This window comes from Flavobacterium sp. XN-5 (assembly GCF_008033395.2).
In the GTDB taxonomy this organism is placed as follows: Bacteria; Bacteroidota; Bacteroidia; order Flavobacteriales; family Flavobacteriaceae; genus Flavobacterium; species Flavobacterium hiemivividum.
The window spans coordinates 344,093-358,583 of sequence record NZ_VOGZ02000001.1 but is presented as its reverse complement, the minus strand read 5'-3'; the positions used below and the strand labels follow the sequence as shown (position 1 = coordinate 358,583).

At 33.8% G+C, this 14,491-nt stretch carries 12 protein-coding genes and 2 tRNA genes; 7 read left to right on the top strand and 7 right to left on the bottom strand.

Translation table 11 applies throughout. The annotated features are described in order from the left end of the window. Positions 1–36: 36 nt before the first annotated feature. The 6 genes from FQU23_RS01580 to FQU23_RS01555 form a co-directional block, all read right to left on the bottom strand. Positions 37–807 (bottom strand): class I SAM-dependent methyltransferase, encoded by a 771-nt coding sequence (locus tag FQU23_RS01580; RefSeq protein WP_147672302.1) that lies wholly within the window; start codon positions 805–807, stop codon positions 37–39. 52 nt (positions 808–859) lie between these two features. Then, the gene (locus tag FQU23_RS01575; protein ID WP_147672301.1) at positions 860–1,273 is read right to left on the bottom strand and encodes a GxxExxY protein; all 414 of its coding nucleotides are present in this window, start codon (positions 1,271–1,273) and stop codon (positions 860–862) included. A 59-nt stretch (positions 1,274–1,332) separates the two neighbouring features. Continuing rightward, positions 1,333–2,151 carry a type I methionyl aminopeptidase gene (gene map / locus FQU23_RS01570; protein WP_147672300.1) on the bottom strand — a complete coding sequence of 273 codons (819 nt, stop codon included), beginning with the start codon at positions 2,149–2,151 and terminating at the stop codon, positions 1,333–1,335. A 135-nt stretch (positions 2,152–2,286) separates the two neighbouring features. After that, positions 2,287–3,804 (bottom strand): 2,3-bisphosphoglycerate-independent phosphoglycerate mutase, encoded by a 1,518-nt coding sequence (gene gpmI, locus FQU23_RS01565; protein ID WP_147672299.1) that lies wholly within the window; start codon positions 3,802–3,804, stop codon positions 2,287–2,289. 139 nt (positions 3,805–3,943) lie between these two features. Beyond that, positions 3,944–6,361 carry a DUF5916 domain-containing protein gene (locus FQU23_RS01560; RefSeq protein WP_147672298.1) on the bottom strand — a complete coding sequence of 806 codons (2,418 nt, stop codon included), beginning with the start codon at positions 6,359–6,361 and terminating at the stop codon, positions 3,944–3,946. 139 nt (positions 6,362–6,500) lie between these two features. Then, a complete protein-coding gene (locus tag FQU23_RS01555; protein WP_147672297.1) occupies positions 6,501–8,897 on the bottom strand; it encodes a DUF5916 domain-containing protein in 2,397 nt (798 codons plus the stop codon). 189 nt (positions 8,898–9,086) lie between these two features. Between FQU23_RS01555 and FQU23_RS01550 the strand changes: the two genes are divergently transcribed. From FQU23_RS01550 to FQU23_RS01540, 3 genes are all read left to right on the top strand, one after another. After that, positions 9,087–9,806 (top strand): murein L,D-transpeptidase catalytic domain family protein, encoded by a 720-nt coding sequence (locus tag FQU23_RS01550; protein WP_147672296.1) that lies wholly within the window; start codon positions 9,087–9,089, stop codon positions 9,804–9,806. A 431-nt stretch (positions 9,807–10,237) separates the two neighbouring features. Then, a tRNA-Gly gene (locus tag FQU23_RS01545) sits at positions 10,238–10,310 on the top strand. A 256-nt stretch (positions 10,311–10,566) separates the two neighbouring features. After that, a tRNA-Gly gene (locus tag FQU23_RS01540) sits at positions 10,567–10,639 on the top strand. A 99-nt stretch (positions 10,640–10,738) separates the two neighbouring features. Here FQU23_RS01540 and pepE read toward each other — a convergent pair. Beyond that, positions 10,739–11,446 (bottom strand): dipeptidase PepE, encoded by a 708-nt coding sequence (pepE, locus tag FQU23_RS01535; RefSeq protein WP_147672295.1) that lies wholly within the window; start codon positions 11,444–11,446, stop codon positions 10,739–10,741. Positions 11,447–11,629: 183 nt separating this feature from the next. Between pepE and FQU23_RS01530 the strand changes: the two genes are divergently transcribed. The 4 genes from FQU23_RS01530 to FQU23_RS01515 all read left to right on the top strand — a co-directional run bounded on the left by FQU23_RS01530 (position 11,630) and on the right by FQU23_RS01515 (position 14,435). Next, the gene (locus FQU23_RS01530) at positions 11,630–12,370 is read left to right on the top strand and encodes a carboxypeptidase-like regulatory domain-containing protein (RefSeq protein ID WP_245181056.1); all 741 of its coding nucleotides are present in this window, start codon (positions 11,630–11,632) and stop codon (positions 12,368–12,370) included. Further along, a complete protein-coding gene (locus FQU23_RS01525) occupies positions 12,342–13,085 on the top strand; it encodes a hypothetical protein (protein WP_147672293.1) in 744 nt (247 codons plus the stop codon). Before FQU23_RS01530 ends, FQU23_RS01525 begins: the two co-directional genes overlap by 29 nt. Next, a complete protein-coding gene (locus tag FQU23_RS01520) occupies positions 13,075–13,824 on the top strand; it encodes a hypothetical protein (protein ID WP_147672292.1) in 750 nt (249 codons plus the stop codon). The genes FQU23_RS01525 and FQU23_RS01520 overlap by 11 nt, the downstream gene beginning before the upstream one ends. 107 nt (positions 13,825–13,931) lie before the next feature. Next, complete coding sequence (locus tag FQU23_RS01515; protein ID WP_147672291.1) at positions 13,932–14,435, top strand: DUF6702 family protein; 504 nt, start codon at positions 13,932–13,934, stop codon at positions 14,433–14,435. Positions 14,436–14,491: the final 56 nt, after the last annotated feature.

Below are 14,491 nucleotides of genomic sequence, written 5' to 3'. Positions count from 1 at the left end.
ATTATTATGCCAGTACTTTTATAAGTATTCGATGCTCTATTTAAAGCAAACAGGAATGATTTCTCCTTTTGCCAAGCAATATTTTTCTACCAGTTCTGGAGCAATTTTATTGGTGTAATCTTCCTCTATAACTTTAAATCCTATACTTCTCAATTTATCAAAATAATCACGACCATAAATACGCACATGATCGTATTGTCCAAATATCTTGGCGCGCTCTTTTTGGTCTGTGATCGTATCATCAGAGAATGTTGTTGCTCTAGATAAGTCTTGCGGGATTTGCAAGATGGCCATTCCGCCAGGTTTCAAAACGCGATATAATTCTTCCATAGCTTTCGTGTCGTCGGGGATGTGTTCTAAAACATGATTACAAAAAATGACGTCATATTGATTGTCTTCAAATGGTAAATCGCAGATATCTGCTTTTACATCTGCCAATGGGGAAAATAAATCAGTAGTCGTGTAATCTAGGTTTTTCTGGTTTCTGAATAATTTGTAAAAGGCTTGTTCAGGGGCAAAGTGAAGGACCTTCTTTTTTACACTTGATGTAAAAAAGTCCGATTCTTCATTTAGAAACAACCATAATAAGCGGTGTCTTTCTAAGGAAAGTGTACTTGGCGAAAGCACATTGTTTCTTTGTGTTCCATAACCATACGGCAAAAAAGTTTTGAAACTTCGGCCGTCAATTGGATCCGTAAATTTATCTCCTTTTAAAGCTAAAGCCAGAACAGGACGAGCTACATAACTTAAACGAATAAGTAATGGACGAGGGATGGTATTGAGTATTAATTTGAAAAGTTTTTTCATAAGTTGTTACGCAGAGATTCACAAAGGATTCGCAGAGATTTGCAAAGAGTTTTTAAATTTCTGTATTAGAATTAATAAATCGTTTAATGTTGTTTTTTAAAATCGTGCTATTATAATTGATTAATAATCCTAAAGGATAATTTCCAAGCTTTAAATAGGTAAGTATTTGAGCAAAATGGACTGAAGTGAAATTTTCAACGGTTTTTAATTCAATGACTAATTTATCCTCAACTAATAGATCGATTCGATATCCTTGATCAAGTTTAATTTCTTTATAGATTATTGGAAGAGTAATTTCTTTTTCAACTTTTAATCCAGCTCTAATAATTTCGTAGAACAGACATTCTTGATATGCAGATTCTAAAAGACCTGGCCCCAGATGTCGATGTACTTCAATTGCTAATCCAATAACTTTATATGAAAGAGCATTTATTTCAGCGTTTAACTCTAAATTTTCATCTTCCATATGCTATTTTTTAATCTTCGCGAATCTCTGTGCAGCCTCGGTGAATCTTTGCGAAATAATTATAACACCAATGGCACTTTTCTAAATTCATCCTCTTCAGTACTCACAATTCCTAATGCTTGATATATATAAGCAAATGTGGATAATATTTCTGGTTTGCCATCTACAAGCGCTACATCGTGCTCAAAATGGGCACTCGGTTTTCCATCGGCGGTGGTGATTGTCCAACCGTCTTTGTGCTGCTTGATGTTTTTTGTTCCCAAGTTGATCATGGGCTCAATTGCTACAACCATTCCTTCTACAAAAAGTTTTCCGCGACCGCGTTTTCCATAATTAGGCATTTCAGGATCTTCGTGCATTTTTTGACCAAGTCCATGTCCTACTAACTCACGAACAACTCCGTAACCATGTGCTTCAGTATATTTTTGAATCGCATTACCAACATCTTCTACGCGATTTCCGGCTTTAAATTCGCGGATACCTACGTATAATGACTCCTTAGTAATTTGTAATAATTTTTTTGTTTCGGGAGCGACTTCGCCAATTTCAAAGGAATATGCGTGGTCACCATGGTAACCATTTTTAAAAGCACCACAATCTACTGATATTACATCGCCACTTTCTAAAGGTTTATTATTAGGTATTCCGTGAACTACTTGTGAGTTCGGACTCATGCAAAGGGAATTCGGGAAATCATATAAACCAAGGAAGCTAGGAACAGCTCCATGGTCACGAATGAATTCTTCGGCTAATTTATCTAAATATAGAGTGGTAACTCCTTCTTTTATTTCGGAAGCTATCATTCCTAATGTTTTCGATACTATTAAAGCACTTTCGCGCATTAATTCTATTTCTTCACGGGATTTAACTATAATCATATTTGTTATTTTCAGCTGGCAAAAGTACGATTTTATAAGAACTTTTAAAATGTATTGGAAGATAATAGAAAAGCTGTCCCGAAAAAGGAACAGCTTTTCTATTGGATTATTTTATTTGTATCTCTAAATTGTTTTTTACAAAAGAGAATTACACGTCATTACAGCTGGTTTTTCTATTCCCATTAATTCTAAAATCGTAGGTGCAATGTCCCCAAGAACTCCATTGTTTATGTGTTTTAAATCTTTGTCAACTAGAATAATTGGCACTGGATTAGTTGTGTGAGCTGTATTCGGGCTTCCGTCAGGATTCATCATTGTCTCGCAGTTTCCGTGATCAGCGATAACAATCGTGGTATAATTACTAGCTAAAGCTGCGGTAATTACTTTTTCGACACATTGATCAACAGCTTCGCAGGCTTTGATAGCAGCACTCATAATTCCGGTGTGGCCTACCATATCGCCATTGGCAAAATTAAGACATATAAAATCTACATCTCCTTTTTCAAGTTCTGGAACTAAAGCCTCTGTTAATTCAAATGCGCTCATTTCTGGTTGCAAATCGTATGTTGGTACTTTTGGAGAATTTTTTAATATTCTTTTTTCGCCTCTAAAAGGTATTTCTCGCCCTCCAGAAAAGAAAAATGTTACGTGCGGATATTTTTCAGTTTCGGCAATTCTAATTTGAGTTTTATTAGCTTTTTCGAGAACTTCACCTAAGGTTTCTGTGATGTTATCCTTGTTGTAAACCACTTTTACATTCTTATACGTTTCATCATAGTTAGTCAAGGTAACGTAGTACAAATTTAACTTATGCATGTTTTGTTCGTGGAAGTCTTGCTGTGAAAGAGCTTCAGTCAACTCTCTTCCTCTGTCTGTTCTAAAATTAAAGAAAATAACAACGTCATCTTCTTCAATAGTTGCGATAGGTTTAACATTATTATCCACTATCACTATAGGGTCGATGAACTCATCTGTAATATTGTTAGTGTAGCTATGTTCGATTGCTACTACAGGATCTAGAGCAGGAGTTCCGCGACCATTCACAATCAAATCGTAGGCGAGTTTAACTCTTTCCCATCTTTGATCACGATCCATTGCATAATAGCGACCTGTAATTGACGCGATTTTCACCGACTTATTTGCAATATAGTTTTCTAAATTTTGAATGTAATTTTTCCCTGATTTAGGATCTACATCACGACCGTCAGTAAACGCATGGATAAAGACGTCTTTTAATCCATAAGATTGAGTAGCGTCGATTAATCCGCGAAGGTGAGAAGTATGAGAATGCACACCACCATCAGAAACTAATCCTAAAAAGTGTACTTTTTTATTGTTGTCTTTAGCATATTGAAAGGCATCCATTAGAACTTGTTCTTTGGCTAGACTATTATTGGCAACAGCCAAATTTATCTTTGCTAAATCTTGGTAAACGATACGGCCTGCACCCAGGTTCATGTGCCCTACTTCGCTATTTCCCATTTGTCCCTCAGGTAAACCTACGTTTAAACCATCGGTCCTTAGTTGTGCACTCGGATATTTTGTATAAAGACTGTTTATAAAAGGAATATTAGCATTATCGATTGCAGATACTTTAGGGTCAGGAGATTTTCCCCAACCGTCTAATATCATTAGAATTACTTTCTTGTTCATTTGTATGGATTTTAAACAAAGGTAAAGTTTTTCTAAAATTTGTCAACAGAAGAACTGACTATTATATATTCAGGAATAAACAGCAATAAATACTACTGAATTAATTGTGTAAGGATTGTTTTTTTAAAATATACGCAACTTAAAATTTAGATTTTATGCTGTTATAATCGATGAAGTATTTTACGCTGATTGAAAAAGTATGATTCAAAGCGTCATTATTTAATAAATTAGTTACGTTTTTATTGAAATCTTTATTGATTATTTCATCAAAATTTGCTGCGCTATTTCGATATAAAATAGAAATCTCGCTTCCAGGGGCAAACCACCATGAATACGACAAATCAAGATTCCAAGAATTAAAACTGGAGTTTTTGTTTGCGGTGTAATTTTGATAGTCGGCTAATCTTCCATCGTCTTTTAAGTATAAGAAATTCTTGTTTTCAGCATACGACCAGTATTGACGAACCGCCATATTAAAATTCATCTTGCTGGAAAGTGAATATTTTCCGGATAGACTGTTGCTATAAGTAGCCGTGTTTCTGTTAGCAAAAATAATCGAAGGTGAAGTCGATGAATTTGTATCGGTAGCAATTTTATCAACAAAACCCTTGTCGTTATTTTGTCCAAAGTAATTGAAGGAAAAGTTTAGCGAGAATTTGTCACTAAAACGATATCTAGGGCCTATTTCAAATTCATAAGAATTACGCCCGGATTCGCTTAATTTGGTTACGCCCGAACTAATATCAAAAGCAAATTTATTGTTGTAATTAGTAGATATATAAAAATAGCCACCCACACTTCGAGGAGAGATTAAAAACCTGTTTTCTGTTCGCGGTTCATAGTAATCATAGGTTTCAAGAGGACTTGTATTTACATTAAAACCAAAACTATGATTTTTTTTGTTTTCCATATTTGCAGATACACTTAAGCTATTGGCTTGTATCTGGTTAGTTTCTCTATTAAATTGCGTAAACAGATTTGAGCTTACTCGAAAGGAAGTAAAAAGTGTTGTGGGATTTAAGATTCTATAACTGGCACCGCCATAAGTACTGTAGTAATTAGTTCTAAAATTGATACCTAAATCATTATTGTCATAATCTTTAGTGACTAGATCTGCTCCAACATTGTATCTGTAATTCCCGCTTGTTTCTCCCAGATTTAATGTAGTGTATAATCCTTTTTTGTCTATAAGATCATTCACGTAGCTGTACTTTATATCACCTGATAAATTATAGGTATTTTTTTTAGTGTTTAAATCCCAGACAATCGCCGAAACATTGGCGTCTCTAAAATCACCATTTCTGGTTACGTTTGTATTGATAAAAGAAATAGCTGAATTTTTACGAAAACGTTGGTCTAAAACAAGTACATTGTAGTTAGTTAAAGGTTCTACTTCTTCGGTTCGTGTCTCTTTTGTAATGCTATTCTCAACGGTTGCATTTGTTTTCTTGGTCACCGCGTTTAGAAGACCTATCCCAAGTCCGTCTTTTGTTCGGCCCGATACTTTTAAGGCGTTAATTAACTCCACATTAGCAGGGTTTTCGATTATTATTTCGTTGTCTGCAGTTTTAGGTCCTCTGCTAGGTCTTCCTCCTATTCTTCTGGAGTAGACTAAGTCTCCTTTGCTAAATAAGTCGGTACCTTCCGTAAAAAAAGGGCGGTTCTCATTAAATTGTTGTTCGAATGGACCAAGGTTTAGAATTTGGTTATCAAATTTAGTCTGCCCAAAATCTGGAATCAGGATGGCATCTAAGGTAAAAGCGTCATTAATTCCATATTTTATGTCTAAGCCGCCTTTTAAAGTGCCTAGCGTTTTTTGATATTTGTTAGCGTTTAAGTAAAATGACGAATACGGCAATAGAAACAATCGGGTAGGAGGCTTTATGTTTTCTATGCCTTGCAATACACCTGTTTGTTGTGTAAAAGTTTCAATTTTTGAATCAATAAAATTCCAAGTATATTTATGACGGTCTCTTTTTATTTCTCTGAAAAAGTTAAGTCCCCATGTTTGTTTTTTTTCTCCCGAAAAGCGCAGTGCGGCATATGGTATTCGCATTTCGACAATCCAACCAAAATCAGTAATTATAGCTTTACTTTTCCATATTGCATCCCAGGAATAATCTTCACCGTTAGTGTCTGTAGTAATACAATCGCCTTGCCCATCGGCAGCGTTGACATAAAACTGAAAATCCTGCTGACCATCATTAAATCCATTTACAAAGACGCCAAAAAGATCGGATGCGCCAAAACTGTCTCGTTGCGAAATTTCTTTTCTAATTTTATCAGGTTCGTCGTCATATAATAATGCTCCAATATAAATCGCGTCATTATCGTAAAGCACTTTCACAATAGTTTTTTTACTATCAGGAATTGGTTTTCCATTATCTGGCTGGAACATGATGAAATCAGTGGCTTCGGGCGTGGTTTGCCAAATGCTTTCATTCAGTTTTCCGTCGATAGTTATATTATCAGTAGTGAACTTTGTTTGTAAAACTTTTTTTTGGCTGTAGCCAAATAGGGAAACGAAAACAAAGAATAGCAGTAAAATGTATTTCATAAAAGGATAAATAGATAAAACGAAAATATTCGAAACCTATTTTTAGATGTTTTTGTCAGAATGTAAATACACTCCTAAAAAAGGCTTTAGATAATAGACTGATTTAGTATGGCCTTGTTACACTTAATTTGTAGAAATTTTAAAATTTATTTTTGATAACATTGTAGTCAATGAAATAACGAACACTTACTGAAAGAATATTTGTCATGTTACTATCAAACACATTTTTTAGATTTGTGTTTAATCTTTTTTCCACATTACGACTGCCTTCTTGCGCATAGTTGCGGTATAAGATAGACAATTCACTTCCAGGTGCAAACCACCAGGAGTAGGAAAAGTCTAAATTCCAAGAGTTGAAATTTCTGTTTCTGTTCAAGTTGTAGGTGTTGTTTTCGGATAATTGACCATTATTTTCTAAGGCGTAAAAATCTTTGATAGCTGAGTAGGACCAGTAATAACGAGCAGTTAGATTAAGTGCCATTTTATCATTGATGGCATATTTACCGGTAAGATCATTTTGTAGTATTTCCCTATCTCTTTTACCAAAAATGATATCAGAATTTTCAAAATCAACCCAGCCTATGTCATTTTTTTTGATTGTGTAATCTACTACGAGATAGAGTGAAAACTTGTCGTTCATTCTGTATTTTGGACCAACAGCAATTCCGTAATTAACTCTTCCTTCTTGATCGTATTTTGTGACGCTTTGAGTAATATCAAAAGTGAAAGCATTATTTCGATTAAATTCTACACCCACATATTCACCTATGCTTCTTGGTAATTGTAAATAACGACCATCGACTCTTGGCTCATAAAAATCATATGCTTCAAAAGGTTTTATGTCTAAACCAATTTCGAAATAATGATTGCGTTTTGTAGTTGCTTTTATCGTAGGCTTGTATAATCCTTCTTGAAGTTTACCAGTAGTATTGTCAAACACTAAATTGAATTCATTTTGAAATCGAAAGGTATTGAATGTCTTAGTAGGGTTTAATATTCGATAACTTAGATTACTGTACAAATTGTAGAAGTTAGTATAGAAATTAATTCCCAAGTCATTGTTGTCAAAGTCCTTTGAGGTATAACGTCCTGAAAAGGAATATCTATATTTCCCGCTTGTTTTGGCAAAATTTAGAGATGATTTAATACCGTCATAATCTTCAATGGAGTTGATTGTACTATATTTAAGATCACCATATAAGTTGTAAGAGTTGGCTTTAGTGCTTAAGTCGAATAGTAAAGCAGACACATTAGCGTCTCTAAAACTGCCGTTACGTGTGGTATTAGTATTTACAAATGACACTGATGAATTTTGATTAAAACGTTGGTCTAAGACCAAAACATTATAATTCGTAAGTGGTTCAATAACTTCTTTTCGTGTTTCTTCGGTTGTTGTGTTTTCTATTGTGGCGTACGTTTTTTCGGTAATAGCATTCAAAAAGCCAATGCCTAAACCTTTCTCGGTTCTTCCAGATACTTTTACGGCATTAATCAAGTTGACAGAGCTGGAGTAGTTTGTCACTTCCTCATCGGCTGCTACATTTGGGTAAGTGCTTGGTGCGCCACCTATTCGACGAGAATAGAAAATGTTTCCAATGTTAAATAGATTAGTTCCTTCGGTAAAAAACGGCCTGTTTTCATCGAGTCTTTGTTCGAAAGGTTCTAAGTTTAATATCGCATTATCAAATTTAGTCTGACCAAAATCAGGTATTAAAATAGCGTCCAATGTGAAAGAATCATTGATACCATATTTAATATCTAGTCCTGCTTTCAAAGTTCTATCCGAGGTAAAATCATCTTCTTGATAATAAGTCGACACATAAGGAATAAAGAAAAGACGGGTTGGTGGTTTAATATTTTCTATTCCTTCGAGTGTTCCCGCTTGAGTAATTACGGAGCCAATTTTAGTATCCACATGATTCCAAGTATATTTTTGAACATCACGTTTTATTTCGCGCATAAAGTTCAACCCCCAAATTTGTTCTTTGGCATTAGAAAAACGCAAAGCTGCATAAGGGATTTTCATTTCTACAATCCATCCAAAATCAGTAATAACGGCTTTGCTTTCCCATATAGCATCCCAAGAAAAATCTTCAGTCTGTTCTGTTGCCAAGCAATCCATTTGCACATTAGCAGCACTTACAAAGAATCTAAAATCTTGTTGACCGTCGTTAAAACCGTTTATGGAAACAGAAAAGTGGTCAGACACACCAAATACATCGCGATTTGTTATTTCTTTTTGAATTTTTTCAGGTTGGTTATCATATAAAATTGCCGAAATGTAAATCGCCTCATTATCGTATAAAACTTTAACTTCGGTTTTTTTATCTTTACTAATAGGTTTTCCATTATCAGGCTCAAACATGATGAAATCGGTGGCGACATCCGTTACTGTATTCCATGCCTGTTCGTTGACATGGCCATCAATAATTATGGTTTCTGCCGTGAAATTTGTAAAGAGAGTCTTTTTCTGACAGTATATATTTACACTAAATAAGATTATAAAGGTTATGGTAATGTAATAGGATTTTGGCATGAATTCTGGTTTGGTTAAAACAAAAGTACTAAAATTCACATAATTATCAACTTCTGTTAAATATATTTAAGATTCATTATAGTATTCGTAATGGTTAAAGATTCCTTAAAAATTAATGTATAGTGTTTAGTTCGGAAAATTTTTATACTTTTGCAGCCGTTCATCTCACGTATAACCTAATCTAAATCAATGATTTATAAAATATTTCCAGCCCTTTTCTTGTTGTTTATTTCTAATTCTACAAGTAATTTATTCTTTTCCGAGGCCAAAGTGAAAAGTGAAATTAAAGTTGAAAAAGTGACAAAAGCCACTGCTGAAAGTGCCGCAGAAGTGGTTTACAACAATCTGAATTCAAATCAATTTGCATTACCTAATTTACAAAGTTTTAAAGAGGCTCTAAAAGGCTTCAATTTATTAAAGGAAAAAGGATTAGTTAGTAAAAACATACTTACCTTGATTGACTTTAGTATGTCGTCCAATTCTAAAAGACTTTGGGTAATTGATCTTACTACCAATAAAATATTATATAATTCTTTAGTTGCTCACGGTAGAAACACTGGTGACGAATATGCTAAGAATTTTTCAAATGCACCCGAATCTTATCAAAGTAGCCTAGGTTTTTATGCTACAGGTGAAATATATAGTGGAAAACACGGGAGGTCACTTAGATTAGATGGTTTGGAAAAAGGGATCAATAGTAACGCCAGAGATAGGGCGGTTGTTATTCATGGAGCAAATTATGTTTCAGATTCTTTTATACAAAACAACAAACGATTAGGTAGAAGTTTAGGTTGTCCTGCACTCCCAATGGATTTGTCTAATGAAATAATACAAACGATAAAGGATAAGTCTTGTTTGTTTATTTATTATCCATCAAATAGCTATAAAACATCTTCTAAATTAATCTAGTAAGATTTATTTAATCATAATAAAAATGCCCTTTGTAAAGCTACAAGCGGCATTTTTTTTGTGTTTATTAGTATCTGTGAATTGACTATGCACTGCATGTATTCAATAAGGCGTTTGGATTTATTGAAGAGCTAAACTTTTTAAGTCAATATATTATTCGAAAACTGATCAGAATTTAAAGTTGCGATTAATTCATTGACAATAAACTGAAGTAAGGAGTATTAAATTATCAGGATGGAGCTTTAATTATTGTTATAAATAGCTTGTTAAGGATGTTTTTTTTGAATGAAATACATATTGAGCAGAAATAATAAAAGAGGTAACATTTTAATTTTAAAATGGTTATAAAAAACTGCTCTTTTTTTTGAAAAAAATCCATTAAAAAACTTGTTTCAAAGCCAAGTTATTATCTATATTTGCACCACAGTAATGCGAAAGTAGCTCAGTTGGTAGAGCTCCAGCCTTCCAAGCTGGTTGTCGCGAGTTCGAGCCTCGTCTTTCGCTCTTTAGCAACCCTAACTTGAATAAAGTTAGGGTTCTTTGTTTTATAGCGTTATTGTATTCTCGTTAAAATTCACGAAAACTCCAAAGTTCGTTATTAAAACCGAAATGTAATTTTTTAGTTTTTTTCATAACCTTGGAATCGGTTCGAGATTGGGACTTTAAATTTTCTCAAATTCCCAAATCAAAATATTTTTATTTTATTTAAAAAAAAGTTTGCGTTAGATCGAATAAGTTTCTATATTTGCACCCTGTTAATGCGAAAGTAGCTCAGTTGGTAGAGCTCCAGCCTTCCAAGCTGGTTGTCGCGAGTTCGAGCCTCGTCTTTCGCTCTTAAAAAAAGCCTAACTTTTTATAGAGTTAGGCTTTTTCGTTTTACGACTTGGTTGTCGTCTCGTCAAAAGTGACGAGAATCCTCGTCTTTGGCTTCACTATTTCAGGTCACTAATATCTGTTCCCGTTTCTATTTCTTCGGCAGCTTGATTTTGTTTGAATACTCTAGCGGCTAGCTGTCCCTTCAGAATTATTTTATCGCCATCTACTTTTAACCAGCTTCCTTCGCGAAGTCCTAAAACAGGGATGTTATTATATGCATGAAATTCTTTTATTCTAGTTTCTCGCGTTTCGCCCATGTGTTTAGATTGTAGGTCCGGATCTAAATAATGTGCATTCAAGTTAAAAGGAATTAATCCTAAGGTTTTAAAACTTGGAGGATAAACAATAGGCATGTCATTTGTCGTTTGCATGCTTAGTCCGCAAATAACACTTCCTGCGCTAGTTCCTAAATACGGAGTTCCGTTTTTTACGGCTTCAGTTAGAGCTGTTATGATATTGTTTTGGTACAATTGAGCAACTAAAACAAAGGTGCTTCCGCCGCCTGTAAAAATTCCTTCAGCATTTTTTACGGCTAACGCTGCGTCATCGTATTCATGTATTCCTTTTACTGCTATATTAATTTTGGCGAAAGCCGAAGATGCATTAGTAGTATATTCTTCATGGGAAATACCGCTAGGTCGCGCGTACGGTATAAATAATATTGTTTTACAGTTTCTAAAATGGATTTTCAACTCAGGTAAAAGGTATTCTAAATAATCGCTCCCATGTACCGTGGAAGTGCTTGCAATAATAATATTTTTCATTTCTTGTGTTATTTTATTGGAGTTAAAGATATAAAATCAGGTTTCTTATAATAATGTTTTTTATTTTTTATTAACTTTTTTTTACCAACTCCTTAGTAATTAATTTGGAAGAGATTAGGATACATTTACCAGTTGTGAATAAAAAACTGATATAATTTATTTATGGTGGTTAGATTTCTTTTTATGATTCTTTTTACCACTGTGACTATGGCACAGGAATCTGCTTTTTCTGAACTAAAAGGGAAAATAAATGGTGGCGCTTTTAACGTGGATGGAGTATATGTTATTAATTTAAGTACCGAAAAAGCGTTGATAACGACTAGTGATGGATATTTCAATATTGCGGGACTAGCTGGTGATACCTTGTTGTTTTCGGCGGTGCAGTTTAAAAGAAGACGAATTGTATTGGCGGCCAAAGACTTTAGTGATGCATTGTTTTTTGTAAAAATGGAGCCGATTATGAATCAGTTAGACGAGGTCGTAATTCGGCGGTATGATAATATCAATTCGGTTTCATTGGGTATTATTTCATCAGGGCAGAAATCCTACACAGCCGCAGAAAGAAAGTTACAAACCGCTACGGGTTTAAATGCTTCTGCTTCTGCGGGCTCTATGGCTGGCGGCTCTGTTTCTGCAGATCCTTTGTTTAATTTTTTGAGTGGCAGAACGGCCATGCTTAAAAAAGAGCTTAAAGTAGAAAAGAAAGAGTCTTACATGAGACAGTTAGACGCCGTGTTTGATAGAAGTCATTTTGTAGATAAGCTGAAGATTCCTGCAGACTACATTAAAGGATTTGAATATTATGCTGTAGACAACGAAAAATTTGCAAAAATTTTAGAATCAAAAAATAAAATAACAACTGAATTCTTACTAGGAGAGTTAGCTCTAAAATACAATGAAATCCTTGCTTGTGAAAACGAATAGTACTTTTGTCTTGTTTTTAATTTTATTTTCTCAGTTTGTTTTGGGACAAAGTGTCGAGCCTAAGAAAATTCATGGAAAAATTAGTTTTGATTCTGTTTTTGTCGAAGGGGTTAGTATTAGTAATCTAACCGCTGATAATTCAACTACTTCTGATGAAAGCGGAGATTTTTTTCTTTTTGTAAAAGAAGGGGATGTTTTAGTCTTTTCTGCTATAAATCTTGTAACTTTACATAAACGAGTTGAAAAAAACGATTTGACTTCGAGTCTTATGCGAATTAAAATGACTGCAAAAAGCATTGATTTACAGGAAGTTGTTATTGATAAGCGAACTCAGATTAGTGCTGAGAATTTAGGAATCATTCCGTTTGGACAGAAGAAATATACGCCTGCCGAAAGAAAATTATACACAGCAACCTCGGGCGGCGGTATTGATGGTCTTTTGAATTCTATTTCAGGTCGAAAGGCCATGATAAAAAAAGAAATTACAATTGAATATAAAGAGCAAATGTTAGTCAGGTTAGACTATCTTTTTATACCTGAATATTATACTGAAACACTAAATATTCCTGAAGAGTATATTCGGGGATTTCAGTATTACTGTGTTGAAGACGATGAATTTGTAGCTTCTTTAAAATCGAGGAACAAGACATTGTCTCAGTTTCTGATTATTAGTTTAGCCAAGAAATATAATAAAACCATAGCAAATGAAAACTAAAATAGGAATCTTAATCTTCTCTTTATTTTGTCAGTTTTGCTTTAGTCAAATTGATTCTAGAAAAACATTGAAAGGCCAGGTAAGAAATGTTTTGGCTCCAGTTGAAAACGTAATTGTTTTTAATGTCAATTCAAAAACGGGTGTCATTGTAAATCAATTTGGTTTTTTTGATGTGCAGGCAAAAGTGAATGATACGCTGGTTTTTTCCAGTTTGACTTTTAAATCAAAAAAAATCGTGCTTTCGCAAAAAGAGTTCATAAATCCTCAATTTGTGGTAGAACTGGAAGTGTTTACAAATGAATTGAAGGAGGTTTTAATAGCCGCCAAAAAAGAACTAAACCCTATTTCCGGTGGCTCACAGAGGTATGTTGACTTAAAGTACTACGGCGATGATCATTCTGCGCCAAAAAATATAGCAATGCCGCGAGACGGAAGTATAGAGTATGGGATGGACTTTGTAAGAATATACAAGGATGTTTTAAAGGTATTGAGAAAAGCTAATCCTGAAAAAGTCGATTTTTATAAAGATACCAGCTTCTCAGAGCTAGTCTTGAAAAAAATTAATTATTCTTTTTTTTCCAATACATTAAATTTAAAAGATGATGAAATTAAACTCTTTCTTGTTTTTTGCGAAAATGACCCTAGATCAAGAGCCTTAATGCAGCCTAGTGAAGAATTCCAACTTATGGATTTTCTAATCACAAAAAATACGGAATACAAGAAAATTACAGTTTTTTAGTTGTAAAAATACAATCACTTTTTTTGGGTTATTTTGAATTAATTTAGCTTAATTGATTTATTGATAACAAAAAAGGAAGAGTACGATAGAATTACTATTTTTACAAAATGAAAAAAATAATAGCATATCTCATCTTCGGTGTCTTCTTTGTGAGTTTAACATCTTTTGGGTTTCATAAATTTTATGTGGCGATATATCAAATCAATTATGCTTCAGAAAAGCAAATGTTGCAAATAACTGCTAGAGTTTTTGTGGATGACTTGAATAACTCCTTGGAAAAAAAATACAAAAAGAAGTTTTATTTAGGTACAGACACGGAATCTCCTGAAGATGTGGTTGTCCTTAAAAAGTATCTCGCTGAAAACTTTACAATGAAAGTCAATGGGCAATCTAAGTCAATGGGATTTTTAAGTAAAGAAATGGAAGGTGATGTTCTTATTTGTTATTTAAGCATAAGAGATGTTTCTAAATTAAAATCACTTGAGGTTTACAATACTATTTTAATTGGTTGGAATTCAGAGCAACAAAATATAGCTCACTTCACTGTTTTAGGTACTAAGGAAAGTTTCCTTTTTACTGTATCTTCCACTAAACGAATGTTAAAATTTTGATAAAATAATTGTTATTTGTTAAAAATCAGTATTTTCACGCACTTAAATAATTTCGA